The 23,132-nt window shown below is 72.9% G+C and carries 25 protein-coding genes; 1 reads left to right on the forward strand and 24 read right to left on the reverse strand.

Annotation, left to right across the window (positions count from 1 at the left end; translation table 11 throughout):
* Positions 1-220: 220 nt before the first annotated feature.
* The 12 genes from mdlC to CCN42_RS12125 all read right to left on the reverse strand — a co-directional run bounded on the left by mdlC (position 221) and on the right by CCN42_RS12125 (position 9,973).
* Complete coding sequence (gene mdlC, locus CCN42_RS12075) at positions 221-1,870, reverse strand: benzoylformate decarboxylase (RefSeq protein ID WP_158102080.1); 1,650 nt, start codon at positions 1,868-1,870, stop codon at positions 221-223.
* 5 nt (positions 1,871-1,875) lie between these two features.
* Positions 1,876-3,261, reverse strand: coding sequence for an FAD-binding oxidoreductase (locus tag CCN42_RS12080; protein WP_086735287.1), 1,386 nt, complete (start codon positions 3,259-3,261; stop codon positions 1,876-1,878).
* A gap of 49 nt (positions 3,262-3,310) precedes the next feature.
* Complete coding sequence (locus CCN42_RS12085; RefSeq protein WP_086735289.1) at positions 3,311-3,607, reverse strand: hypothetical protein; 297 nt, start codon at positions 3,605-3,607, stop codon at positions 3,311-3,313.
* 36 nt (positions 3,608-3,643) lie between these two features.
* Positions 3,644-4,270 carry an NADPH-dependent F420 reductase gene (locus tag CCN42_RS12090; RefSeq protein WP_086735291.1) on the reverse strand — a complete coding sequence of 209 codons (627 nt, stop codon included), beginning with the start codon at positions 4,268-4,270 and terminating at the stop codon, positions 3,644-3,646.
* A gap of 24 nt (positions 4,271-4,294) precedes the next feature.
* Positions 4,295-4,693, reverse strand: coding sequence for a cupin domain-containing protein (locus tag CCN42_RS12095; protein ID WP_086735293.1), 399 nt, complete (start codon positions 4,691-4,693; stop codon positions 4,295-4,297).
* A gap of 39 nt (positions 4,694-4,732) precedes the next feature.
* The gene (locus CCN42_RS12100) at positions 4,733-5,998 is read right to left on the reverse strand and encodes an MFS transporter (RefSeq protein WP_158101761.1); all 1,266 of its coding nucleotides are present in this window, start codon (positions 5,996-5,998) and stop codon (positions 4,733-4,735) included.
* Positions 5,999-6,050: 52 nt separating this feature from the next.
* Entirely contained in the window at positions 6,051-6,743 is a 693-nt protein-coding gene (locus CCN42_RS12105) for an EthD domain-containing protein (RefSeq protein ID WP_086735295.1), read from the reverse strand.
* A 22-nt stretch (positions 6,744-6,765) separates the two neighbouring features.
* Positions 6,766-7,074, reverse strand: a complete 309-nt coding sequence (locus tag CCN42_RS12110) for a muconolactone Delta-isomerase (protein WP_043499308.1) — start codon at positions 7,072-7,074, stop codon at positions 6,766-6,768.
* Positions 7,075-7,099: 25 nt separating this feature from the next.
* A complete protein-coding gene (locus CCN42_RS12115) occupies positions 7,100-8,134 on the reverse strand; it encodes an ankyrin repeat domain-containing protein (RefSeq protein ID WP_107427584.1) in 1,035 nt (344 codons plus the stop codon).
* Positions 8,131-8,580, reverse strand: coding sequence for a nuclear transport factor 2 family protein (locus CCN42_RS43725; protein ID WP_107427585.1), 450 nt, complete (start codon positions 8,578-8,580; stop codon positions 8,131-8,133). Before CCN42_RS43725 ends, CCN42_RS12115 begins: the two co-directional genes overlap by 4 nt.
* Positions 8,577-9,041 (reverse strand): nuclear transport factor 2 family protein, encoded by a 465-nt coding sequence (locus tag CCN42_RS12120; RefSeq protein ID WP_086735297.1) that lies wholly within the window; start codon positions 9,039-9,041, stop codon positions 8,577-8,579. The genes CCN42_RS43725 and CCN42_RS12120 overlap by 4 nt, the downstream gene beginning before the upstream one ends.
* A 152-nt stretch (positions 9,042-9,193) precedes the next feature.
* Entirely contained in the window at positions 9,194-9,973 is a 780-nt protein-coding gene (locus tag CCN42_RS12125) for an SDR family oxidoreductase (RefSeq protein WP_086172486.1), read from the reverse strand.
* Between the two features lie 345 nt (positions 9,974-10,318).
* Between CCN42_RS12125 and CCN42_RS12130 the strand changes: the two genes are divergently transcribed.
* Positions 10,319-11,212, forward strand: coding sequence for an LLM class F420-dependent oxidoreductase (locus CCN42_RS12130; protein WP_211294684.1), 894 nt, complete (start codon positions 10,319-10,321; stop codon positions 11,210-11,212).
* An 80-nt stretch (positions 11,213-11,292) separates the two neighbouring features.
* On the opposite strand, the gene CCN42_RS12135 is transcribed toward CCN42_RS12130, so the two are convergent.
* The 12 genes from CCN42_RS12135 to CCN42_RS12190 form a co-directional block, all read right to left on the reverse strand.
* On the reverse strand, positions 11,293-12,189 hold the full coding sequence (locus CCN42_RS12135) for a LysR family transcriptional regulator (protein ID WP_086735300.1): 897 nt from the start codon (positions 12,187-12,189) through the stop codon (positions 11,293-11,295).
* Positions 12,190-12,304: 115 nt separating this feature from the next.
* Positions 12,305-13,327, reverse strand: a complete 1,023-nt coding sequence (locus CCN42_RS12140) for a helix-turn-helix transcriptional regulator (RefSeq protein WP_086735302.1) — start codon at positions 13,325-13,327, stop codon at positions 12,305-12,307.
* Between the two features lie 139 nt (positions 13,328-13,466).
* On the reverse strand, positions 13,467-14,459 hold the full coding sequence (locus CCN42_RS12145) for a TauD/TfdA family dioxygenase (protein ID WP_086735304.1): 993 nt from the start codon (positions 14,457-14,459) through the stop codon (positions 13,467-13,469).
* A gap of 5 nt (positions 14,460-14,464) precedes the next feature.
* Complete coding sequence (locus CCN42_RS12150) at positions 14,465-15,565, reverse strand: amino acid kinase family protein (protein WP_245877249.1); 1,101 nt, start codon at positions 15,563-15,565, stop codon at positions 14,465-14,467.
* On the reverse strand, positions 15,562-16,605 hold the full coding sequence (locus CCN42_RS12155) for an aspartate-semialdehyde dehydrogenase (RefSeq protein WP_086172081.1): 1,044 nt from the start codon (positions 16,603-16,605) through the stop codon (positions 15,562-15,564). The genes CCN42_RS12150 and CCN42_RS12155 overlap by 4 nt, the downstream gene beginning before the upstream one ends.
* Complete coding sequence (locus CCN42_RS12160) at positions 16,602-17,570, reverse strand: DMT family transporter (protein ID WP_386580179.1); 969 nt, start codon at positions 17,568-17,570, stop codon at positions 16,602-16,604. Before CCN42_RS12160 ends, CCN42_RS12155 begins: the two co-directional genes overlap by 4 nt.
* A gap of 37 nt (positions 17,571-17,607) precedes the next feature.
* Positions 17,608-18,552: a transporter substrate-binding domain-containing protein gene (locus CCN42_RS12165; protein ID WP_086735306.1), complete on the reverse strand. Its 945-nt coding sequence runs from the start codon at positions 18,550-18,552 to the stop codon at positions 17,608-17,610.
* The gene (locus tag CCN42_RS12170; protein WP_086735308.1) at positions 18,549-19,832 is read right to left on the reverse strand and encodes a methylaspartate mutase; all 1,284 of its coding nucleotides are present in this window, start codon (positions 19,830-19,832) and stop codon (positions 18,549-18,551) included. The genes CCN42_RS12165 and CCN42_RS12170 overlap by 4 nt, the downstream gene beginning before the upstream one ends.
* Complete coding sequence (locus CCN42_RS12175) at positions 19,832-20,311, reverse strand: cobalamin B12-binding domain-containing protein (RefSeq protein WP_086172084.1); 480 nt, start codon at positions 20,309-20,311, stop codon at positions 19,832-19,834. Before CCN42_RS12175 ends, CCN42_RS12170 begins: the two co-directional genes overlap by 1 nt.
* A gap of 106 nt (positions 20,312-20,417) precedes the next feature.
* Positions 20,418-21,779 carry an acetyl-CoA carboxylase biotin carboxylase subunit gene (gene accC / locus CCN42_RS12180; protein WP_086172085.1) on the reverse strand — a complete coding sequence of 454 codons (1,362 nt, stop codon included), beginning with the start codon at positions 21,777-21,779 and terminating at the stop codon, positions 20,418-20,420.
* 12 nt (positions 21,780-21,791) lie between these two features.
* On the reverse strand, positions 21,792-22,307 hold the full coding sequence (locus CCN42_RS12185; RefSeq protein ID WP_086735310.1) for an acetyl-CoA carboxylase biotin carboxyl carrier protein: 516 nt from the start codon (positions 22,305-22,307) through the stop codon (positions 21,792-21,794).
* A partial coding sequence (locus CCN42_RS12190; RefSeq protein ID WP_143661898.1) for an acetyl-CoA carboxylase carboxyltransferase subunit alpha occupies positions 22,297-23,132 on the reverse strand: 836 nt, incomplete at its 5' end. The genes CCN42_RS12190 and CCN42_RS12185, both read right to left, overlap by 11 nt.

Consider the following 23,132-nt stretch of genomic DNA (forward strand, 5'->3'; position numbering starts at 1 on the left):
GCGTTGGCGACCGCCGCCGCCCAGCGCAGGCTGCCGGGACATCGGTCGGTGCCGCCCGCCCCACGCACCGCCGGCCCGTGATACGGCCCCCGGCGCGGGCGTCGTACTGCTGGGTTCGGGGCATGGCGAACGACCCCTCGGAAAAGTCGGAGGAGAGAGCCGGGGAGACGAAAGGACGCCCCCCGCTCGGCGGGGGGCGTCCGGTGGCGCGACGGGGCGGTCAGAGGCGGAACAGGCCCGGGTCGGCGACGACGACGTCCACGAGGACGGGGCCGTCGGCCGTGAGGGCGCTGCGCAGCGTCTCGCGCAGGCCGTCGGGGCTCTCGACGCGCTCGCCGCGCACCCCGAAGCCGCGGGCCAGCTGGGCCATGTCGACGCCGCTCAGGTCCCAGCCCTTCTGCCAGGCCTTCTGGTCCTGGAGGTAGTACTTCAGGGACAGGTAGCCGGAGTTGTCGGGGATGACGAACGTGACCGGCAGGTTGTGCTGGGCTGCGGTCCACAGGGCGTGCAGCGTGTACTGCGCGGAGCCCTCGCCGACCACCACGACCGCGCGGCGGTCCGGGCGGGCCAGCGCGTAGCCGACGGCGCCCGCGAACGGGAAGCCGAGGGCGCCGCTGGCGGTGGCGAAGTAGCCGTTGTCCGGGCCGAGCGGGATCTGCTCGTGGAAGTCGGCCCGGGCGATGGGCAGTTCCTCGAACAGCGCCGCGTCCTCCGGCAGCACCTCGGACAGCACCTGGAACAGGTACGCCTGGGTGAGCGGGGTCGAGGGCTCCGGCACCGGCACCGGCTCGCGCACCGGCGTCAGCGCCACCCGCTCGCGCTGCTCGACCAGCTCCACCAGGCCCTTGACGACCGCGCCGGGCGGCGCCACGAAGCTCTCGTCGGCCAGGGTGGCCGCGGCGTCCTGCGGGCTGTCGGTGACGTGCAGGAACCGCACGTCGGACGTGAGCGTCGGCCGCGGGGTGCGGTCCAGGTCGGCGGGCGCGGTGGAGAACAGGTCCCACGCGGTGAACAGGGTGAACGCCGGGCCGCCGAGGACCACGACCACGTCGTGCTGGGCGCCGAGCCGCTCGTTGATCAGTTCGGGGATGGGCGGCAGGACCCCGGCGAACAGCGGGTGGTTCTCCGGGAAGGCGCCGCGCGCCCACACCGGCGCGCCCCACACCCGCGCGTTCAGCTTCTCGGCCAGCGCGATCAGGTCGCCGCGGGCGCCCTGCGCGTCGACCGGGCCGCCGGCGACGATGCCGGGCCGCTCGGCGCCGTTCAGCGCCTCGGCGATCCGCTCCAGCGCCCGCGGGTCGGGGACGACGGCCGCGCGCACCTCGGGTATGCGCACCGGCTCCGGGTCGGCGGGGCGGACCCAGTCGTCCTCGGGCACGGCCACGAACACCGGGCCCTGCGGGGCCTGCTTGGCGATCTGGTAGGCCTGGGCGATCAGCGCCGGCACGTCCTGCGGCCGGCCGGGCTCGCCCGCCCACTTGATGTACGGCTTGGGCAGCTGGGTGGCGTCCTTGGCGACCAGGAAGGGGTCGCCGAGCAGCATCTTGCGGGCCTGCTGGCCGCCGAGGATGACCATCGGGGTCTTGGCCGCGGCGGCGGTGTAGACGCTGCCCATGGCGTTGCCGAGGCCGGGGCCGCCGTTGATGAGGACCAGCGCGGGCTCGCCGGTGGCCTGGGCGTAGCCGTCGGCCATGCCGACGACGGCGGCCTCCTGGAGGCCCATGACGAACCGGAACTCGTCCTCGGGCCAGTACTCGAACAGCTTCATCTCGGTGTGGCTGGGGTTGCTGAAGACGGTCGTCATGCCCAGCCGGCGCAGTACGTCGAGCGTGGCGTCCCGCACGGTCGGGGTGCTCGCCTCTTCGGTCATGGTGATCATGCTCCTGGGGTCGTTTCGGTCGGTTCGAGCGCCGCCACCGCGCTGAAGAGGTGATCGGGGTCGTAGCGTTCCTTGACCTTCAGCAGCCGGCCGGTGTTCGGGCCGAACGCGGCGATGGCGCGCTGGTACTCCTCCGGGCCGAGCAGGTTGGGGTAGCCGCCGGGCAGCGCGTGCCGGGCGAACGCGGCGGACACCTCGCGCGCCCAGCGCCGGTGCGGCCCCGCCTCGTCGGCGGGCTCCCAGGCCGCGGCGATCTCGACGAGCAGGTGGTCGCGGCGCAGCGCGAAGGCGGTGTCCGGTACGGGCACCCGCCCGGCCGCGCCGTGGAAGTGGTGCACGTACATGCCCGAGTACGGCGAGGTCACGCCGGCCGCCGCGTCGGCCAGCAGGTCCAGCGACCGGTCGGTGAACTCCGGCAGCCACTGGGTGCGCACCTCGTTGTGCCGCCCGTCGACGACGGACTGGTCGAACATGCCGAGCACCTCGGCGTACTCGTGCGGGCAGACCCGCCCGGCCAGCGGGGTGCCCAGCCGGTCGAAGCGGTCGACGACGTCGTGGCAGCGGTCGATGTCGCCGGACCACACCGGCAGCAGGAAGAGCAGCGGCCGGCCGTCGGGCCCGCCGAAGAACCCGGTCATCACGGTGAGTTCGTCCTCGGCGTCCGCGATGAGGTCCCGGTATCCGCGCAGCACGGCGGGGGCGCGGTCGAGCGGGTAGAGGAGCATCCCGGCGAGCACGGTGCCGATCGGGTGCAGCCGGCAGCGCAGTTCGGTGACGACGCCGAAGTTGCCGCCGCCGCCGCGCAGCGCCCAGTACAGGTCGGGGTGTTCGTCGGCACTCGCGGTGACGGCGCGGCCGTCGGCGAGGACCACGCGGGCCGCGACCAGGTTGTCCAGGGCGAGGCCGCAGCGGCCGTTCAGCAGGCCGTAGCCGCCCGCCAGGGTGACCCCGGCCAGGCCGACGGCCTTGACGGTGCCGGTGACCGGGGCGAGGCCGTGGGGCCGGGTGGCTTCGAGGACGTCGCCGGCGCGGGCGCCGCCCTGGGCGACGGCGAGCCGCGCGTCCCGGTCGACGGTGACGGCGCGCAGCGCGGACAGGTCGACGACGAGGCCGCCGTCCACGGTGCTCCGGCCCGCCCAGTCGTGGCCGCCGCCGCGGACCGCGAGACTCAGGCCGTGGGTCCGGGCGACGCCGACCGCCCGGACCACGTCCGCCTCGTCGGCGGGGCGGACGACGACCGCCGGGCGGGCGTCGACCGAGCCGTTCCACAGGCGCCGCGCGGCGTCGTAGCCGCCGTCGCCCGGGGCGAGCACACCGCCCCGGAGCGAGGCGCGCAGTGAGCGCACGGCGGCGGAGGCGGGGGTGGTCGTTGAGGGTGCCATGGGTCCATCACTTCTTCTCTGGTCCTCGAACGGCGCCGGACGGGCAGGCTCAGGCCTCGATGAGCTCGTAACGGCCCGACTGGACCGTCTCCAGGTCGACGGAGGCGAGGAACGCCTGGGTCTCGGGGGCGGAGAAGAAGGCGCCGATGGTGGCCTCGGCCTCCTCGGGGCTGCTCCACCGCACCGTGACCAGGTACTCGCCGTCGGCGCTGCGCGCGGTGGCGCGGCTGAGGAAGCCGGGGCGCAGCTCCATGTACTCCTTCTGCATGGTGCGGTCCGTGTTCTGGAACTCGGCGTCGTCGACGCCGGCGCGGAGCTTGAACCGGATGGTCTCCACGATGGTCATCTCGTCCCTCTCTCGGTCGGGAGATCAGTCGGGGGATCAGGGGGCCGGGCTCACCTGGCCGGGCCGCAGGGGCCGGTTGAAGACGGGGGTGCCGGGCTGCTGGCGGCGGCCGCCCGCGGCGAGCGGACCGTTGTCGACGGGTGCGAAGCCGAGTTCGTCCAGAAGCCGGGCGACGAGCCCGTTGGCCTCGGGGTCGTCACCGGCCACGAAGAGCGCGACACGCTCCTCGTGGGGTGCGCCGGGGCGGCCGAGGTCCAGCAGGTACTGGTAGTTGAGCGTGTTGACCGCCTTCACCACGCGGGAGGACGGCAGGTGCGCGGCGATCAGCTCGGAGGAGGTGGTGCGGTCCGCCTCCAGGCCCGCGTGGACACCGTCCCGGCCCGGGAAGTAGTTGGTGGTGTCGACGACGACCTTCCCGGCCAGCGCGTCGGGCGGCAGGCTCGGGTAGGCGCCGAACGGGACGGCGGCGATCACCAGCGGGTCGCCGAAGGCGCAGGCCTCCGCGACGGTGCCGGCCCGGGCGCGGTCGCCCAGTTCGGCGGTGAGCCCGGTGAGCGAGGCGGGGCCGCGCCGGTTGGCGAGGGTCACCTCGTGTCCGGCCGCGGTGAGCAGGCGGGCCAGGGTGGCGCCGATCTGCCCGCTGCCCAGAATGCCGATCCTCATGTGGGTGCTCGTTTCCTCGGCCGTTCAGCTGCCGGGTCGGTTGTAGGCGTAGGACTCGTTGTGGTCGTCGTCGTCCGGGACGAACTCGGTGACCACCTCCACGGCCGCGTGGATGTTGACCATGCGGGCACGGCCGGGTCCGAGGGCGGTGAACTTGTGCGGCACGTCGGCCGGTACCACCACGATGTCCTCGGGCGTGGCGTCGATCTTCTCGCCGCCGGCCTCCAGCCGGACGGTGCCGTCGACGACGATGAAGATCTCCTCGTAGGGGTGGCTGTGGCGGGGCGGCCCGGCGTCGGCGGCGACGTCGACGATGAACGCCGAGACGCTCAGGCCCTCGTGCTTGCTCGCGTTGAGGATGTGCGCGGCCACCTCACCGTTGATCTGGATGGTGGGCAGACTGCTCTTGGCGATGATCTGCATGTCGGGTCCTTTCGGCGGGCCGCCCCGCGGGGGCGGGCGTCAGGCGGAGCTGGTCGGTGCCTTCACGGAGCCGGCCTCGGGCGCGGTCGTGGCGGCCGGGCCCGCGTCGGCGAGGGCCGCCTCGGCCGGGGGCCGCAGCCGTCCGGTCGCCCAGGTGGCGGGCAGCGCGGCGACGACGACGATCAGGGCCAGGACGACCACGGAGTCGACGCCGTTGCTCTCCACGGACCAGCCGCCGACGGCCGCTCCGATGGCGATGCCCGCGTTGACGGCGGAGGCGGCGAGGGTCGAGCCCAGGTCGCCGCCGGGGCCGGCCAGTGTGATCACCCGCAGCAGGAAGGAGGGCACGAGGCCGAAGCCGACGACGCCCCAGGCGAGCAGGACGACGGCGGTCAGCACCGGGGTCTCACCGACGAAGTACAGCGCTGTCAGGGCGAGGATGAGGACGACGTTCGCGATGACGAGGGTGCGGGCCGCCCCGCTGTCGGCGAACCGGCCGCCGCCGAACACGCCGACGGCGCTGGCGACGCCGTAGACGAGCAGGAAGGCGCTGACCGCGCCGCCGGAGATGCCGGTGACGTCCTCCAGGTAGGACGCGAGGTAGGTGAAGGCCGCGAACTGGCCGCCCATCAGCAGCAGTCCGATGCTCAGCTGGGCCAGCACCCGGGGTGCGAAGGCGTACCGGGCCTGCGAGCGCAGGCTGGTCGTGGGCCCGGTGGCGCCGATCCGCGGGACGAAGAGGAAGGTCGCGGCGAGCGCCAGGGCGGTCAGGGCGGCGACCCCGACGAAGGTGGCCTGCCAGCCGATCCCCTGGCCGACCAGGGTGCCCAGCGGCACCCCGATGACGGTGGAGACGGCGACGCCGCCGAAGACCATGGCGACGGCCCGGCCCTGCTGCCCGGCCGAGACCAGTTGCGCGCCGAGCATCGAGGCCACGCCGATGAACAGGCCGTGCAGAGAGCCGGAGACGACACGCGCCACCATCAGCACCGCGTACTCGGTGGTGAGCGAGGCGACCAGGTTGGCGGCGAGGAACACCGCCAGCGACGACCACACCAGCAGGTGGCGCCCGAACCGGATGGTGGCGGCCGTGAGCAGCGGTCCGCCGAGGCAGATGCCGAGCGCGTAGGCGGTGACCAGCAGGCCGGCGGTGCCGACGGAGACGTCGATGTCCTCGGCCATCGGGTCCAGGATGCCGACGATGACGAGTTCCGCCGTACCGAAGACGAACGCGCCGAGGGCGAGCGTTCCCAGGGCGAGCCCGGTACGGGTCCCGCCCTTTGGGGACTGCGCGGGAGTTGTCACATGAACCACCTTTGTCGTGTGCGTGGTGCCGGGCCGGGCTCGGTGGCGCGGCTCAGCTGTTCTCGTTGCCGATGACCCAGTGCTCGCGGACCGCCATCCGGTGGATGTAGCGGGGCTCGACGAACGTGTTGAGGTCATCGAGGGCCTTGGTGAACTCGGCCGAGGCCACGGCCGTCTCCAGTGCCTCCACGCTGTCGAAGGACAGCAGGTAGGCGGCGTCCAGCAGGGCCTCGCCGACGGCGTAGGCACCGTCGCGGGTGAAGCACTGCAGATAGCGGCGCAGGCCGGGCACCTGCAGGACCTGCTCCGCGTGCGCGCCGAGGCTGCGGTCGCGGAACTCCTGCACCGTGGTGCCGTTGGTGCGCTTGACCAGGACGACCAGCTTCACGCCCTCCGGCGGGGCCGGGTGGTCGCCGGCGCGCAGCACGTGGGCGTCGGTGTCGAGGACGACGGTGCGCCAGAAGGCGGCCCACTTCGGCTCGTCGAGCCGGGCGCCCTGGAGGAACTCGGGGGTCTGGAGGGAGGCGAGCTGCTCCTCCTCGTTCTCCAGCCAGATCTCGGCTATGCCGCTCCACATCGGGTCCTCGGGCTCGGGTCCGAAGGGGATGCGGGTGTCGATGAGGTACTTCTTGATCTGCGGGATCTTGCTGGCGTACTGCACGGCGTGCACGTTCACCCAGTAGTCCTGGAACTCCTTCTCGGACATTCCGGGCTTGGGATGGGCGAAGATCAACTGGTGGATCACGGCTGCCTCCAGGGGGCGGGGATCAGACCTTGTAGGCCTTCTTGACGTCTTCGGCGAACCCGAGGTAGTCGCGCAGGGCCCAGACCTGCTCGAACTCCAGGTACTCGCGCATCGGCAGCCGGCCGAGCGCGGTGCGGTCCAGTTCCTCGGCGTTCGGGGCGTCGATGATGCCGATCACCCGCTTCTGGCCGGCGACCTTCCACAGGCCGACGGCGAAGCCGGAGTCGAGCGTCTCCTGGGCGTGCTCGGCTTCCTCGCGCTCGATCTCCCACAGTTCGTCCAGGGAGATCCGTCCCTCGTGGTTCCAGCGCATCTGGACGTAGAACAGCATGGGGACTCCTTGGGGAGTGGAGCGGTCAGGCCGCGGCCAGCGACGCGATCCGCTCGGTGATGGGGTCGTCGGTGCCGAACACCTCGACGGCCAGGTCGAGCGGCGTCTTGCCGTCGTGGCCGACCAGGTCGAGCCGGGCGCCGGCGTCGAGCAGCGCGGTCACGCAGTCGGCGTAGCCGTGCCACAGCGCGTCGTGCAGCGGGGTGTAGCCGTTGGTGGCGCCCTGGAAGTCCAGGTCGATGCCGTCGCGGACGACCAGGTCGGCGGTGATGTCGGCGTGGCCGTTGTAGACGGCCTTGTGCAGCGGTACGGCGCCGAAGCAGGGCTCCACGGCGTTGATGTCGGCGCCCGCGTCGAGCAGCAGCCGGACGATCTCGGCGTGTCCGTCGCGGGCGGCGACGAGCAGCGGCGTGTGCGCGTCGTTGAAGCCGTTGAGCATCGGGTGACGGGCGTCGACCTCGGCGCCGGCGGCGAGGAGTTCGCGCACCTTGTCGGTGTCGCCGGCGGAGACGGCGGCCATCAGGGGCTGCGCCTCGACGGTCTCGCTGTCGCGTTCGCGGCGCTCCTTGAGGAGCTGCTCGGCGCGCAGCAGCTTGTCCTTGCCGAAGGTGTTGACGTTCAGCTCATAGGCGAAGTGCTCCTCGAGGGAGAAGCCGTAGTGCGTGTGCAGCTTGAGCCCGGCGCCCCGGTCGAGCAGGTACTCCACCAGGTCGGGGTACTTGTACCAGAGCGCGTCCATCAGCGGGGTGTGCCCGGTGGTGGGGGCGACGGCGTCCACGAACGCGCCGGCCTCCACGAGCTGCCGGGTCACGTCCAGGTCGCCGCCCTGGCAGGCTTTGTGCAGCGCGGTCGCGCCGGCCCTGCTGTCGGCGGTGTGCACATCGGCGCCCGCGGCGATCAGCACGCCGGTGGTGGCCGGGTCGGCCTGGCCGGCGGCGATCATCAGCACGGTGAGCCCGGAGGAGGCCTCCCGGGTGCTGGGGTCGGCGCCCGCCTCCAGCAGCCGCCTGACCTGTTCGGTGCGGCGGCCGCGGACGGCGTCGATCAGTTCGGCGCTCATGACGCGGCCTCCGCCGTCGGGGCGTCGCCGCGGATGGCGCGGATGATCTGGGAGGGGTCGGTGTGCGACTCCCAGCGGACGATGCGGCCGTCGCGCACGGTCAGCCAGTGGGTGAAGACGATCTCGAAGTCGATGCCGGTCTCCTTGACCCGCGAGATCTCGTGGATGATCCCGGCGGCCTTCTCGCCCTCGACGACGAGGTCGAGCAGTTCCTCGGAGATCACGTCGCACTGTCCGGCGAAGACCTGCACGCTCTCGGCGACCTCGTCGCGGCTGTGCAGGGTGCCGATCCACTTCATGTCGTCGTTGTAGCCGGGGACGGGGCGGTAGTTGACCCACTCCACGTCGTCGGCGAGCAGGGAGAGCGCGGTCGCGAAGTCGCCGCCGGTCAGGGCGGAGAACCAGCGCTTGGCGACGTCCCGGGTGTGCTCGGTGGCTTCACTCATGTCGTCTCCTTCGGGCCGTCCGAAACGGTCATGATCTGCTGGTTGCCGTCCGCCCACAGGGCCGTCATCAGCACGCCGGCGATACGCCAGCCGGCGGTGGTGCGGGCCAGGTCGAAGCGGTAGCGGCCGCCGAGCGTCCACGTCTCGGAGCCGTACGGGTTGGGCAGCAGGTGGGTGGCCTGGAAGTGGGCGGTCAGGACCGCCGCGTCACCGCGTACCTCGGCGATCTGGTTGCCGATCATGTGCTGGGTGGCCTTCAGGTGGCCGAGCCCGGCGGACCAGTCGGCGATGACCTGGTCGGGGGTGCGGACGATCGGCTCCCCGCCGAAGAGGCTGGTGTAGTCGAGGGTCACCTTCTCGGCGAGCAGCGCCGGCAGGGCGTCCCACTGGCGCAGGTCGACGTACCACAGCATCCTGGTGCAGGTCTCGATCACGTCGAGACGGTCTTCCGGGGAACTCATGGGCACCTCCGTCGAGTTGTGCGAGGTGTGTCCGAACGACGCTATCGACGCACCTCAGCGGGGTTGCCGGACGTCAGGGGCGCCCTCGCCCCACTGTGCGAGGTCCGCCCGGGTACTACGTCAGATCACCGCGGCGGACGGGCGGGCGGGGCTCAGACGGTCTTCAGGAAACCGCCGTCGACGACGTACTCGGCGCCGTTGGCGTTGGGTGCCTTGCGGGAGGCGACGAACGCCACGAGCGCGGCCAGTTCCCGCGCCGTGGTGGTCCGTCCGGTCGAGCTGCCGAGCATCTGCGGCACCTGGGCGAGCACCTCGTCCCGGGAGAGCCCGGACTGCCCGGCGATGGTGTCGGCGATGCCGCCCGGACCGGTCCAGGCGTCGGTCATCACCGGTCCGGCCGCGACCGTGTTGACGCGGACGCCGCGCGGTCCGAACTCCTCGGCGAGCCCCTTGCCGAGGTTCAGCAGGGCCGCCTTGGCCGCCGAGTAGTCGACGACCACGGGGACGGGGCTGCGGGCGTTGGTGGAGCCCAGGTTCACGATGGAGCCCTGCCGCTCGATGATGCTGGGCAGCGCCGCCCGGGTGGTCCGTACGGCGGTGAGCAGGTTCATGGTGAGCGACTCCTGCCAGCCCTTGTCGTCGACGGACAGGAAGCCGCCCGGCCGGGTGTAGGGGAAGCCGAGGTTGTTCACCAGGATGTCGATGCCGCCCAGCTCGGCCAGGGCGTAGTCGACCAGTTCGGCCGGGCCCCCTTCCGTCGCCAGGTCGACGGATAAGACGTACGGCGTGGTCTCCCGGAGCGCGTCGCTGACGGTGCGGGCGCCGCCGATCACCCGGGCGCCCTCGGCGGCCAGGGTCCTGGCGATCTCCAGGCCGATTCCCCGGCTGGCGCCGGTGATCAGGGCGGTCTTGCCGGCGAGGTCCAGTTCCATGGGTGCTCCCCTCGAACGTGCACTGCGGTCGGTTTCCGTGAACGTAACGACGGGCGGGACGGGCGCCGCGGGGGCGGGGGGACGCGGTACGGACTACGTCACATGAGCGCGCGCAGACCGACACTTCCGATCACTTGACGCAGTGTCATGCGGCGTCTGACAGAGTCCGCCGGGCGGTTCGGCCCGCCGGACCGGCGTCCCTGGCCGGGTGCGGAGGGTGGGGCGACGGCCCATCGAGCGACGAGGAGATGCCCATGGTGAACCGCACCCGCGCCGGCGCCCGGCGAACACCGCCCGGCGAGGACGACGGCTGGGGTCTGGCCGGTGTCGGATAGCGGCCGGACGATGGAACGACGCAGGAGTCTGAGGCTGGGTGCGGTCTTCCCGCACCTGGAGATCGGCCCGGACCCGGGGGCCGTACGCGACTGGGCGCAGGCCGTGGAGGACGCCGGTTTCGACCATGTGTCCGCCTTCGACCACGTGCTCGGCGTCGGCACCGGCTCGCGGCCCGGATGGTACGGCTTCACCAGCGAGCACCTCTTCCACGAGGTGTTCGTGCTGTTCGGCTATCTGGCCGGGGTCACCCGCACGCTGGAGCTGGCCACCGGGGTGCTGGTGCTGCCGCAGCGCCAGACCGCCCTGGTGGCCAAGCAGGCCGCCGAGGTGGACGTGCTCAGCGGGGGCCGGCTGCGGCTCGGGGTGGGTGTCGGCTGGAACAAGGTGGAGTACGACGCACTCGGGGCGTCCTTCCACGACCGGGGCGCCCGCAGCGCCGAACAGGTGCAGCTGCTGCGCCGGTTGTGGGGCGAGCCCACGGTGACCTTCGAGGGGCGCTGGGACCGGGTGGACGACGCGGGCATCCTGCCCCGCCCGCCGCGCGGCCGGATCCCGGTGTGGTTCGGCGGCAACGCCGAGCCGGTGCTGCGCCGGGCCGGGGAGCTCGGCGACGGCTGGCTGCCGCTGCGGGCCCCGGACGAGAAGGCCCGGGCGATGGTGGGCCGGGTGCGGTCGTACGCCCTCCAGGCCGGCCGGGACCCCGCGGAACTCGGGTTCGAGGCGCGGCTGGAGCTGTCCCGGGTGCCCGAGGCCAGGTGGCCGGACTTCGTGGCCGGCTGGCGGGACCTGGGGGCGACCCATCTGTCGCTGAACACCATGGGGCTCGGTCTCGCCACCGCCGACGAGCACGCGCGGCTGCTGCGCAGCACCCTGGAGGAGCTGGCCCCGGTGGCCCGGGAGTGACGTCCGCCGCCCGGCCCCCGTGTACGGCGCAGGCCCTCCCGAACTCCGGGAGGGCCTTCGGCGTGCCCGCCGCCACAGGCCTAGCGTCCGTACTCCTCGGCGAGGAAGCGCATGGTCTGGTCGGTGAAGACGCGCATCTCGCGGGTGAGGTTCTTGCCGCGGCGCCAGGCCAGCTGGGTGAAGACCTGGAAGGGGATCTCCCAGTCGAGCCGGACCAGGATACCCGCGTCGAGGGCGTCCTGGACGCAGGCGGTGGGCAGCAGCGAGATGCCGAGTCCGGCGGCCACCCCGCGCTTGATGGACTCGATGGTGCCGAACTCCAGGAACGGCAGGGCTTCGCCGGTGCCGTCGTTCAGCTCGGCCTCGAACAGTTCGCGGTAGGCGCAGCCCGCCTCCGCGGAGATCACCTGGGTGCGGCGCAGTTCCTCGGTGGTCACCTTGGGCAGCCGGGTCAGCGGGTGGTCAGGGGCGGCGACCACGGTGAGCGGCTCGGAGCCGAGCACCTCGGTCTGCACGCCGGGGTGCTGGGTCTCGGCCTCCATCAGGAAGCCCATGTCGAACATGCCCTGGCGCAGGGCGTGGCAGGTCTCCGCGCACAGGCTGGGCCGCAGCACGATGTGCAGGGCCGGGTAGCGGTGGTGGAAGAACTCCAGCAGGGGCGGCATGCGGTAGGAGGTGATGGACTCCATCGAGCCGATGGTCAGTACGCCCGCCGGGTCTCCCGAGCCGACCGTGGCGCCGCGCGCCTCGCCCGCCAGGGTCAGCATCTGCTCGGCGTAGGGCAGCAGCCGCTGGCCCGCCTCGGTGAGCTGGATGCGTCCGCCGAGGCGGTCGAAGAGGTCCACGCCGAGCGACATCTCCAGGCCCTTGATCTGGCTGGTGACGCTGGACTGGGCGTATTTCAGCTCCGTGGCCGCCTTCGAGAAACTGAGCAGCGTGGCCACCTTGTGGAACGCCGCCAGCTGCCTGATATCCATGGTCCTCTCCCTGCCTGGGCCGAAACACCGGATGCATTTCCTTTGTCAGCACACCACCGGCGTGGACGGTGATTCCACGGTCCGGTGGTGTCCCTTTGCGGACAGGCGGCGTCCGTTAGCGGTCAGCCGCGTCGTGCTCGGCCCGCGCCGTTTCCTGACGGCCGATCATCAGGCCCGCCTGGAATCGGCTGACGGCCCCCATGTCCTCCATGATCGCGGAGATGTGGCGGCGGCAGGTCCGGGTGGCCATGCCCAGCCGGCGGGCGATGACCTCGTCCTTCAGGCCGAGGGCCATGAGACGGAGGATGGACTGCCGTACCTCTTCCGCGAGCTGCTGGTACTCCGCGGGCTGCCCGTCCACCTCGAACGGGCGGCCGATCTGCCAGACCGACTCGAAGGACCGGCAGAGGTAGCCGACGACGGTCGGCTCGGTGACGACGGCCGCGCCGGGCGGCCCGCCGCCGGTGGGCTCCTTCGGGATGAAGGCGACCTCGCGGTCGTACACGATGAGCCGTTCGGACAGCTCCTCCACGGTGCGCACCTCGGCGCCCTGGCGGGTGATCTCCTGTACGTAGGTGCGGGTGGCGAGGCTGGCGCGGGCGGTGTGCTGGTAGAGGGTGCGCACCCGGACGCCGCGGCGCAGCAGTTCCAGGGTGTGCTCGCGGTCGGCCTCCAGGAGTCCGGGCGGCCGTCCGCCGCCGGACTGCAGGCTCATCCGCTCCCGGGTGCAGCCGTACCGGACGCGGTCGATCTCCCGGCGTACGTCCTCCACGTCGTCGAGGACGGTGACCGTGGCACCGGAGGCGGGCCCGCGGTGCCGGGCCCGGTAGGCGGCGGCGAGGGAGCGCATTTCCCGGTGGATGCGGGCGGCCTCGCGGCGCCGCCGGGCGATGGCCAGTTCCAGCGGGGTGACCAGTTCGGCCTCGGCGGCCTCCGGGTCGAGCGGGACGACGGGCCGGCCGGGCGCGCCGGCGCTCAGCAGCCTGAGGTCCTGGAGGGTCTTGCGGGCCTGCTCGGCGCGGGCGGGGTCCACGCCGAGCCCGGTGGCCATCTCCGCGTCGTCGAAGGATCCGAGGCGCAGGGCCCGCTCGTAGGCCGCGACCGCCAGCTCGTCCAGGTGAGGATTATCGTCGTTCAATTCCTCACCCCCTGAAGGCTGTTGCGGTGTTCCCGCGACCTCGGTCGGTCATCTGTTCCAGCGTAGGGCGGTGGCCGGGCGCTGTGCGGGCCCCGGCCGCACGCCGTCTTGACAGCGTTATGTGGGCCGCGTGACGGGGTCAGTGATGCACCCGGCGGTCCTCCGTGGTGGCCCGGTAGCGGACGGTCCACAGGCTGCGCCGGATGTAGGTGCGCTGGAGCCAGCGGTCCCGGCCGTCGTAGCCGGCCCGGAAGGTGGAGCGGGCGTGCACGCCTTTGCGGTTGTTGATCAGCAGGGCGTGGCCCGGCTGGAGACGGACCGCGTCGGCGGTCTCCCGGCAGGCCTCCTTCAGCGCCTGGAGCGCGGCCTCGGCGCCCCGGGTGAGCGCGCGGACGCCGTTGGCGGACACGGCGATCTCCGGGAAGCGTTCGGCTCCGCTGAGGATCGGCACCGGGTCGGACAGCACCTCGGCGTCCCCGGCGACCTTGCGGGTGTAGCTGCCGGGCGCGTTGAGCCGGAACAAGGGGCTGCGCAGGGTGTCGACGACCGGGCCGGGCAGCCGGCGGCACAGGTCGCGGGCGTCGGCGTAGTAGGTGACGGCGTCGTCGTCGGGGGCGCCGCGCAGGCAGTTGAGGACGAGGAAGTCCGGGTTGGCGAGGTCGTAGCGGCCGATGGTGTCGTAGGTGATGTCGCTGTGGAAGTTGAGGAAGACGGCGGAGCCCTGGTTGGTCTGGGCCCGCTCGCCCTCCCGCACCGGCACCACGTCGTGCACGAGGCGGCCGTCCTTCTCGGTGAGCACGCCGATCGGCTCGCCGAGCAGTCCGGTCAGGCCGAGCAGCACACTCTCGGCGACGAAGCTCCCCTTGGCGGTGCTGGGCCCGCCGTCGGCGGGGGTGGGCGGCAGCTCCGCGTCCCGCGGGAGGTTGCGCACCCGCATCAGACCGGGGGCGTCGTTGTGCCGCCCGAAGTCGAGGAGCTGCTGGAGGAGTTCGGCGGGCAGGGCGGCGGCGAAGGCCTTCAGGCAGCGGGTGAGGGCGGCGTCGACGTCGGGGGCCGGGTCGGGCAGCGGTGCCAGCCGGGCGGCGAGGTCGTCGCGGACGCCGTCCGGCAGGGTGAGGTCGGCGAAGGTCATGGCGGTCACACTCCGGCCAGGTGGGGGCGCGGTGCCTGCGCGGCCGGCATGTCGAGCCCGTCGTGCAGCCGCTGGGCGAGGTGCAGGGCGTCCTCTCCGCTCTCGGCGATGTGGGTGGTGACCTTGGAGCCGCGGATCTCGGCCACGGGGACGCCGACGTAGGCGCCTGGGGTGAGGTTCTGCCGGCGCTGGACGGCCTCCAGGTCGACGTAGCCGCCGACGACGGCCACCCAGGGTTTCTCCGTGAGCCGTACGGTGTCGATGCCGGCGGCGTGGAAGACGCCGTGCGCGCAGTCGGCGGCGTCGTCGGAGTCGTAGCCGAGCACCACGGACCGCTGGTTGAAGACGATCGCGGCCATCTGGTCGCCCTCGCGGCTGATGGTGGTGCCGCGGGAGAACGGGGCCCGGTTGTAGCGCAGCACGATCTCGATGCCGTGCCGCAGGGCGAGCTGCACGGCCCTGCGGTGCAGCACCTTGGCGCCGTACAGGGACATCAGGGCGGCCATGTTGTACGACACCCGGGGCAGCAGGTGGGCGCCGCGCACCAGGTGCGGGTCGGAGGTGTAGATGCCGTCGACGTCGGAGTGGATCTCGCAGGCGGTGCCGCCGACCGCGCGGGCGACGGCGATCGCGGACAGGTCGGAGCTGTTCTTGCCCAGCCAGGTGGGCCGCCCCTGGGCGTCGACCGCCTGGCCGCCGGGCACCACCACGACTTCGTGGTCGGCCAGGGTGCGGCTGAGCGGGCCGGGGTCGGTCTCGATGACCCGCGCCCACAGGAACGACGAGTTGGTGACGAGGCCGACCTGGTGGCCGGCGAGCACGCTGGCGGTGCGGCCCCTGCGGTGCAGGGCGGTCGCCAGCAGATGGGCGCTGACCAGGTCGGCGGTGGCGAGCATGCCGGCCGAGGTGGCGTCCTCGGGGTGCTCGTTGACCTCGTGCAGCCGGCCGCGCAGCTGCTCGGTCTCCCCCTGCATGGCGCTGACCACCACGGCCAGCCGGCGGCCTTCGCGGTCCAGCCGTTCCTCCAGGCCGGCCGCCAGCACGTCGTAGGCGGCGTGGGTGCGGAAGGTGGAACCGCCGAACTTCAGGATGGCGACGTCGCTCACAGCAACCCCCGTTCGAGGACGTTCTCGGCGATCTGGACGGCGTTGAGGGCGGCTCCGATCCGCAGGTTGTCGGCGACCAGCCAGAGCCAGAAGCCGCGCGGATTGTGCTCGGCCACCCGCACCCGGCCGACGTGCACGTGGTCCGGGTTCCCCGCGGTGAGCGGGGTGGGGAAGCGGCCCGGGACGTCCCGGTCGTGGACGGTGACCTCGGGCAGCGCGGCGAGCCGGGCGACCAGCTCCTCGCGGTCCACCGGGGCCGCGGCCTCCACCCAGACGGCCTCGGAGTGGCAGTTGACCACCGGCACCCGCACGCAGGTGGTGGTGACGTCGAGGTGGGGCAGGCCGAGGATCTTGCGGGACTCCTGGAGCATCTTCTGCTCCTCCAGGGTGAACCCGCTGTCCAGCAGCTTGTCGATGAACGGCACCACGTTGAAGGCGAGCGGGGCGGTGAAGCGTTCCGCGGGCAGTTCGGCGCCGGGGTCGCGCAGCGCCAGCTCGCTGCCCTCCCGCAACTCCGTGATGCCGTGCTCGCCCTGCCCGGAGGCGGCCTGGTAGGTGCTGACGACGGCCTGCCGGATGCCCCAGCGCTCCTGGACCGCGGTCAGCAGCCGGACCAGCGGGATGGTGGAGCAGTTGGGGTTGGCGATGATGCCGCTCGCCGGACGGCCGGTGAGCACGCCCGCGTTGACCTGCGGCACCACCAGCGGGGTGTCCGGGTCCATGCGGAAGGCGTTGGTGTTGTCGATGACCAGCGCGCCCTGCGCGGCCGCCTTGCGGGCCCACTGGAGGCTGACGGACGTGCCGGCGGAGAAGAAGGCGATGTCGACGTCGGAGAAGTCGGTGCGCTCCAGGTCCTCCACCACCGTGGCGCGGCCGTCGACGTCGATGACGCGGCCCGCGGAGCGCGCGGACGCGGCGAGTCTCACCCCGCGGTGGCGCAGGCCGCGCGAGGTGATCAGTTCGATGAGGGTCCGGCCGACGGCTCCGGTCGCTCCGGCGATCGCGAGGCGCGGGGCCGTGGGGTCGCTGACGAGTGTCATCGGGTTTCCTTAAGGGTGGTCGCGGTCCGGGTGAGCGCGGCCGGCGGCACATCGTCCGGTGAGGTGCGGCGCCGGGCGGCGGGCAGCAGGGGCCAGCCGAGGTTCACGCCGAGGCCGGCCGCCGCGATCAGCGGGACGCCCAGGGCCTGGAGCAGCGTGATGTGGTGGCCGTAGACCGTGAAGTCGACGAGGATCGCCACCGCCGGGTACACGAAGGACAGCACCGCGATCCTCGCGGTGGGCAGCTTCTGGTACGAGGCGTACAGCAGGATGTACATCAGGCAGGTGTGGATCACCCCGAGGCCCGCGAGCCACGCCCAGCCGGCGCCGAGTCCGGCGGTCTCGCCGAGCGCGGCGAACGGCAGCAGCAGCGGGATGCCGACGGACGCCTGGATGAGTGCGGTGAGTTCGGGGCGTACGCCGGTCAGGTGCTTGGCTATGACGGTGGCGAAGGCGTACAGCAGCGCGGCGAGCAGCGCCTGGCCTACGCCGAGCAGATAGGCGCCGCCGTCCGCGCCGCCGCCCGCGGTGAGGTCGGCGACGAGCAGCACTCCGGCGAAGGCGAGGAGGATCCAGCCCGCCTGGTGGCGGTCGAGGCGTTCCTTGAACAGCAGCAGGCCGAGCAGCACGACGTAGAACGGCTGGGTGTGGTAGACGACCGTCGCCACCGAGATCGACGTGGTGGTGTACGCGCTGAACAGCAGCACCCAGTTGAAGACGATGCACACCCCGCCGAGCGCGGCGAGCGCGAAGGTGCGGCGGGTGAAGCGGTGGTCGGTGAAGAAGCCGCGCAGCGCGCAGTAGGCGGCGAGGGCGAGCGCGCCGAAGAGGCACCGGAAGAAGACCACGTTGAAGCTGGACTGGCCGGACTCGACGACGAAGACGCCCAGGGTGCCCGACAGGACCATCGCGGCGGTGAGCTCCACGGCGCCTCTGGTCTGCTGCCCGGGGGGTGGGGTGGTCACAGGTCGTACCTCGCCTTCGCGTTCGGGTGGGGGGATGTCAGTGCAGGGGCACGGCGTAGTGCAGGCCGCCCCTGGTCCACAGCTCGTTGGGCCCGCGCGGCACGTCGAGCCCGGAGGCGCGGCCCAGGTTGCGTTCGTACAGCTCGGCGTAGCCGCCGACGGCGTCCAGCACCCGGGCGGCCCAGCCGGTGTCGAGTCCGGCGGCGGGGCCGTGCCGGCCCGCCTGCCGGGCGACCGCGGCGCGGGCCCCCGGACCCGTGCGGTGGGTCTCGTACTCGGCGGCGAACAGCAGCTGGAGCACCCAGCGGCAGATCCGGAACCAGCCCGGGTCGTCGTCACGGACCACGGCGGCCATCGGCTCGCGGGAGATCTCGGCGGGCAGGATGCGGTGCGCGGCCGGGTCGGGCAGGGTGCGGCGCGCTCCCGCGAGGGCCACCTTGTCCAGGACGTAGGCGGCGCACTCCCCCGACGCGTACGCGTGCAGCGCCCGCCGCGGGTCGTCGAAGGCGACCGGGTGGACGGCGAGGCCGCGCGGCCCGTACCAGGCGGCCAGGTTGGCCGGGGTGGTGGAGCCCGCGTGCACGGCGACGCGGTGTCCGGCGAGCGCGGCCGGGTCGGTGACGCCGGAGGCGGCGGGCACCAGGAAGCCCTCGCCGTCGTAGCAGGTGACCCCGGCGAACAGCAGCCCGTGCGCGGCTTCGCGGCCCATGGTCCAGCTGACGTTGCACACCGTCAGGTCGGCCTCGCCCGCGGCGAGCCGGGTGAGCCGTTCGGCGGGGCTCGCGGGCCGCCAGTCGACGGCCTCCGGGTCCCCGGCGACGGCGGCGGCGACGGCGCGCGCCACATCGGCGTCCAGGCCGGTCCAGCGGCCGTCCGGGGTGCGCAGCGAGAGCCCGGGCTGGCCCTGGGAGACCAGGGCGCGCACGGCGCCGCGGGCGCGTACCCGGGCCAGGGTGCCGGCGAGGGCCGTGCGGGCGGTCATGCCGGGCTCCGCAGCAGGGCGCCGACGGTGTGCTCGCGGTCGTAGCGGCGCTCGTTGTGGGCGAGCATCGTGGTGAGCCGGCGGGCGGTGAGCGGGCCGGGGCTGCCGAGGCCGGTGCCGCGGACCGTCACCGGCATGCCGCCGGCCCGCGACCAGGCGAGCATGCCGTGCTCGTCGATGACGGCGCGGGCGGCGCCCGCGTTGTCGCGGTGCAGGCAGTACGGCACGTCGAGGACGCCGCGGGCGAACGCGGACACCAGGGCGGCGCCCGTGGTGCGGCCCAGCTCCAGGGTGGCGTCGATCAGGGTGCGGGCCTCGTCGAGCAGGCCGGTGCCGGCGGGCTCGGGACAGCGGGTGACCGCGCAGTCGGCGGCGGCCTGCCGGGCGATCGCGTCGGCGAACTCCAGCGCCTCGACGTTCTCCTCGATCGCGGGGATGCGCCGGGCCTCGGCGGGCGTCTTGACGATGAGCCGTTCGGTGCCGCTGTGCACGGCGAGCCGGACGCTGTCCTCCAGCAGCCGGAAGGAGCCGATGGGGGTGCGCGGGAAGACGCCCATGTAGGTGTAGAGGGTGACGTGCCAGTCCACGCCGGGCAGGTGCTCGGCGGCGAGCCGGCGCAGCGCGGCCAGGGCTTCGAGGTCCTGGCCGAGGTGGACCTGCTGGGCGTAGCTGAGGGAGACCGAGCGCAGTCCGTGCTCGCGGAAGAACCGCGCTTCCAGCACGCTGAGCGCCACCAGCAGCGAGGGCGGGCACAGCTGGCCCAGCATGCAGCCGCCGAAGGTCTCCAGGTGCATGGGCCGCGGGGCTTCGGCGGCCAGTTCGCAGCAGCGGGCCCAGTTGTCGGCGGCCTCGGGCAGCGGGACGCGGCCGTAGGGCAGGCAGTACGAGACGGGGCCGCCCTCGGTGGCGTCGACGCCCGCCTCGACCATGGTCCGGAACAGGTCCAGGGGCAGCGGCGAGCCGTGCCGCACCTGCACCGGGAAGCCGTCCGCGGCGACGCTCGCGAGCAGTTCCCGTACGGCCCTCGCGCCGTACGCCTGCAGCGGGAAGCCGTTGAGGTCGGCGCCGCCGGTCTCGGCGAGGGCCCGGCGGGCGGAGGCGTGGTCGCCGACGCGGGTGTAGCTGTCGAGGGTGACCGTGCCGACGGTGGTGGCCCGGCAGTCGCGTACGGCGAGCAGACCGGCCCGCATCTTCTCCAGCGCGCCGAAGCCCATCCGCGGCTGGACCACGAGCCGCCGCTCGGCCCGCGCGGCGCGCACCCGGTCGGCGAACCGGCCCATCAGCGTGCTCCGGCGGGGATCGGCGGGGCCGTCGCGGCCAGCGTGCCGAGGAAGCCCAGGAAGTCGGCGAGCAGCCGCTCGGCGGGTTCCTCCGTCTCGTTGAACACGGCGGTGAACCCGGCGTCCAGCAGCCGCTGTCCGAGCCGGTCGTCGGCGGCGCCGCGCACCCCGAGCTTGCCGCCGATCACCACGGGCAGGGCGGCGAGTTCGGGGTCGCGGCGCAGGGTGCGCACCAGGCGGAGTCCGTCGAGGTGCCCGTGGCCGTTGACGGTGGACAGCACCAGCAGATCGGGCCGGTCGGCGCCGCGGCAGGCGTCCAGCACGGTGGCGTCCGGCGGGCACACCCCGAGGTTGGTGACCTCGTGCCCGGCCTCTTCGAGCAGCAGCTGCAGATGGACCAGGTTCCACATGTGCGCGTCGGAGGAGACGCTGGAAACCGTGACGCGCAGCGGGTGGGTCCGTATCGGGTGAACAGACATGGCTCTCACTGTTGGATTTGCCCGGCGATAAGTACAGCCTTCGCCGAACGGATATCCGGAAGCGGGAATCAGATATTTCCATACACCTGGGCGGAGTTCTTCCCGGTCAGAGTGAAAAGTGACGGGAGAGGAAATCCGTGGGCACACCGCCGCGCCGGAATTCCGGATGACGGAGAATCTCCTGGTGCAGCGGAATGGTCGTGCGCACTCCGGGACCCGACACGTCGAATTCTTCCAGGGCGCGCAGGGTCCGGTCCAGAGCCGTGGCGCGGTCCGGCCCCCACACGATGAGCTTGCCGATCATCGAGTCGTAGTAGGGGCTGACCCGGGAGCCGGGCACGTAGTCGGTGTCGACGCGCACCCAGGGGCCGCCGGGGGCGCGGTAGTTCTCCAGCAGGCCCGGTGTGGGCGCGAAACCGCGGTCGGGGTCCTCGGCGTTGATCCGGCACTCCAGGGCGTGCCCGCGGATCTCGATGTCCTCCTGCCGCACGGTGAGCGGCCGGCCCGCGGCGACCCGCAACTGCTCGGCGATCAGGTCCACGCCGGTGACGAGTTCGGTGACCGGGTGCTCCACCTGGATCCGGGCGTTCATCTCCATGAACCAGAAGGCGTGGTCGGCGGCCGGATCGGTCTCCAGCAGGAACTCCACCGTCCCGGCGCCCCGGTAGCCGACCGCGCGGGCCCCGGCGACGGCCGCCGCGCCGAGCTGCTCGCGCACCTTCGGCGGCAGGCCGGGGGCGGGCGACTCCTCGACGAGCTTCTGGTGGCGGCGCTGCACCGAGCAGTCGCGTTCGCCGAGGTGGACGGCGCCGCCGAAGTCGTCGCACAGCACCTGGATCTCGATGTGCCGGGTGACCGGCAGATAGCGCTCCAGGTAGACCGCGCTGTTCTTGAACACCGCCTGCGCGCCCGCCCGGGTGGTGACGTAGGCCTCCTTCAGGTCCTCCGGGCGGTGCACCACGGTGATGCCGCGTCCGCCGCCGCCCGCCGCGGCCTTGATGATCACCGGGTAGCCGATCTCCCGGGCGATCTCCTCCGCGGCCTCCGCCGAGTCGACGGGTTCCGTGGTGCCGGGCAGCAGCGGCAGCCCGGCCGCCGTCATCAGCCGGCGCGCGGTGGCCTTGTCGCCGACGTTCTCCATGACGTCCGGCGGCGGCCCGATGAAGGTGATCCCGGCGTCCGCGCAGATCTCCGCGAAGTACGGGTCCTCCGAGAGGAAGCCGTAGCCCGGGTGGATCGCCTGCGCGCCCGTCCTCAGGGCGGCGCCGATGATGTTGGGGATGTTGAGGTAGCTGCGGGTGGGCGCGCCCGGGCCGATGTGCACGGCCTCGTCGGCGGCGTGGACGAAACGGGCGTCGGCGTCCGGGGTGGAGTACACGGCCACCGTACGGACGCCGAGGTCCCGGCAGGTCCGGATGATCCGCAGCGCGATCTCGCCGCGGTTGGCGATGAGCACCTTGTCGAACATGCCGCCCCCGCCTCAGCCGGCCGGACGCAGGTCGATGAGCGGCTGGGCGTACTCGACGACCTCGCCGTCCACGGCATGGATCGCGTGCACGGTGCCCTTGACCTCCGCGGTGATGGAGTTGAGCAGCTTCATCGCCTCGATGACGGCCAGTTGCTGCCCCGCCTCCACCGTGTCGCCGACCTTCACGAACGGTTCGGCGCCGGGGGCGGGGGCCTGGTAGTAGGTGCCGACGAGGGGGGCGGTGACGCGGACCAGGCCGTCGGGAGGGCTGTCGGACTGCTGGGTGGCGGACGCGGGTGCGGGCGCGTGCGCCGTGACCGCGGCGGGGGCGGGGGCCTGGGCCAGGCTCTGGGCCGCCGGGGCGGTCTCCCACTCCACGTCGACGCTGATCGACCCGGCCCGCAGGGTGATCCGGCGCAGGGTGCCGGGCAGTTCGCCCGCCAGCAGCCGGGTCTGGGTCCGCAGCTCCTCGACCGTCGGGTCCGCCGCCGTACCGTCCGCGGCCGTGCCTGCCGTATCAGTGCTCATCGTGCTTCTCCCAGTCCACTACGGGCTGCAGTCGGGGGTCCCCGAAGCGGTCGAACCGCTCCCGCCGGGCGTCGACGAGCTGCCGGCCGGACCGGCCGAGCAGCGGGGCGAGGGTGCGCACCAGGGCGCTCTTCACGGTCAGCGCGGTGGTGTGCGGTTCGGTGTGCGCCCCGTCCGGCGGCTCGGGCACGATGCCGTCCACGACACCGAGGCGGAGCAGGTCGGACGGGGTCAGCCGGAGGGCGTCCGCGGCCCGGCCGGCGTGTTCGGCGGTGCCGAAGAGGATGGTGGAGCAGCCCTCGGGGCTGATCACCGAGTAGTAGGCGTTCTGCAGGATCAGCACCGTGTCGGCCACGCCGAGCGCGAGCGCCCCGCCGCTGCCGCCCTCGCCGGTGACGACCGAGACGACCGGGACGCGCAGCCGGGACAGCTCCAGGATGCAGTCGGCGATGGCGACGGACTGCCCGCGCTCCTCCGCGTCGATGCCGGGGAAGGCGCCCGGGGTGTCGACGAACGCGATCACCGGCAGCCCGAACCGGTCGGCGAACCGCATCAGGCGCAGCGCCTTGCGGTAGCCGTCGGGGCCGGGCATCCCGAAGTTGCCGCGGACCAGTTCGGCCGTGTCGTGGCCCTTCTGGTGACCGAGGACGACCACGCTCTGCCCGCCCAGCCGGGCCAGTCCGCCCACCAGCGCCCGGTCGTCGCCGTGCACCCGGTCGCCGTGCAGCTCGACGAAGTCGTCGAAGACGTAGCCGACGTAGTCGAGGGTGGTGGGCCGCTGGACGTTGCGGGCCAGGGCGACCAGGTCGCGGGCGGTGCGGGTGG

It is taken from the genome of Streptomyces glaucescens, assembly GCF_002154375.1.
Lineage (GTDB): Bacteria > Actinomycetota > Actinomycetes > Streptomycetales > Streptomycetaceae > Streptomyces > Streptomyces glaucescens.

Excerpts from the sequence above, each read along its gene's own strand:
- CCN42_RS12115 (WP_107427584.1), bottom strand. The coding sequence starts at position 8,134 with ATGAGCGCCGAACTGATCGACGCCGTCCGCGGCCGCCGCACCGAACAG.
- CCN42_RS12175 (WP_086172084.1), bottom strand. The coding sequence starts at position 20,311 with ATGTCTGTTCACCCGATACGGACCCACCCGCTGCGCGTCACGGTTTCC.
- CCN42_RS12090 (WP_086735291.1), bottom strand. The coding sequence starts at position 4,270 with ATGAGGATCGGCATTCTGGGCAGCGGGCAGATCGGCGCCACCCTGGCC.
- CCN42_RS12185 (WP_086735310.1), bottom strand. The coding sequence starts at position 22,307 with ATGAGCACTGATACGGCAGGCACGGCCGCGGACGGTACGGCGGCGGAC.
- CCN42_RS12165 (WP_086735306.1), bottom strand. The coding sequence starts at position 18,552 with ATGACCGCCCGCACGGCCCTCGCCGGCACCCTGGCCCGGGTACGCGCC.
- CCN42_RS12130 (WP_211294684.1), top strand. The coding sequence starts at position 10,319 with ATGGAACGACGCAGGAGTCTGAGGCTGGGTGCGGTCTTCCCGCACCTG.
- accC (WP_086172085.1), bottom strand. The coding sequence starts at position 21,779 with ATGTTCGACAAGGTGCTCATCGCCAACCGCGGCGAGATCGCGCTGCGG.
- CCN42_RS12080 (WP_086735287.1), bottom strand. The coding sequence starts at position 3,261 with ATGGCACCCTCAACGACCACCCCCGCCTCCGCCGCCGTGCGCTCACTG.
- CCN42_RS12135 (WP_086735300.1), bottom strand. The coding sequence starts at position 12,189 with ATGGATATCAGGCAGCTGGCGGCGTTCCACAAGGTGGCCACGCTGCTC.
- CCN42_RS12155 (WP_086172081.1), bottom strand. The coding sequence starts at position 16,605 with ATGACACTCGTCAGCGACCCCACGGCCCCGCGCCTCGCGATCGCCGGA.
- mdlC (WP_158102080.1), bottom strand. The coding sequence starts at position 1,870 with ATGACCGAAGAGGCGAGCACCCCGACCGTGCGGGACGCCACGCTCGAC.
- CCN42_RS12145 (WP_086735304.1), bottom strand. The coding sequence starts at position 14,459 with ATGACCTTCGCCGACCTCACCCTGCCGGACGGCGTCCGCGACGACCTC.
- CCN42_RS12120 (WP_086735297.1), bottom strand. The coding sequence starts at position 9,041 with ATGAGTTCCCCGGAAGACCGTCTCGACGTGATCGAGACCTGCACCAGG.
- CCN42_RS12085 (WP_086735289.1), bottom strand. The coding sequence starts at position 3,607 with ATGACCATCGTGGAGACCATCCGGTTCAAGCTCCGCGCCGGCGTCGAC.
- CCN42_RS12125 (WP_086172486.1), bottom strand. The coding sequence starts at position 9,973 with ATGGAACTGGACCTCGCCGGCAAGACCGCCCTGATCACCGGCGCCAGC.
- CCN42_RS12110 (WP_043499308.1), bottom strand. The coding sequence starts at position 7,074 with ATGCTGTTCTACGTCCAGATGCGCTGGAACCACGAGGGACGGATCTCC.
- CCN42_RS12095 (WP_086735293.1), bottom strand. The coding sequence starts at position 4,693 with ATGCAGATCATCGCCAAGAGCAGTCTGCCCACCATCCAGATCAACGGT.
- CCN42_RS43725 (WP_107427585.1), bottom strand. The coding sequence starts at position 8,580 with ATGAGTGAAGCCACCGAGCACACCCGGGACGTCGCCAAGCGCTGGTTC.
- CCN42_RS12170 (WP_086735308.1), bottom strand. The coding sequence starts at position 19,832 with ATGGGCCGGTTCGCCGACCGGGTGCGCGCCGCGCGGGCCGAGCGGCGG.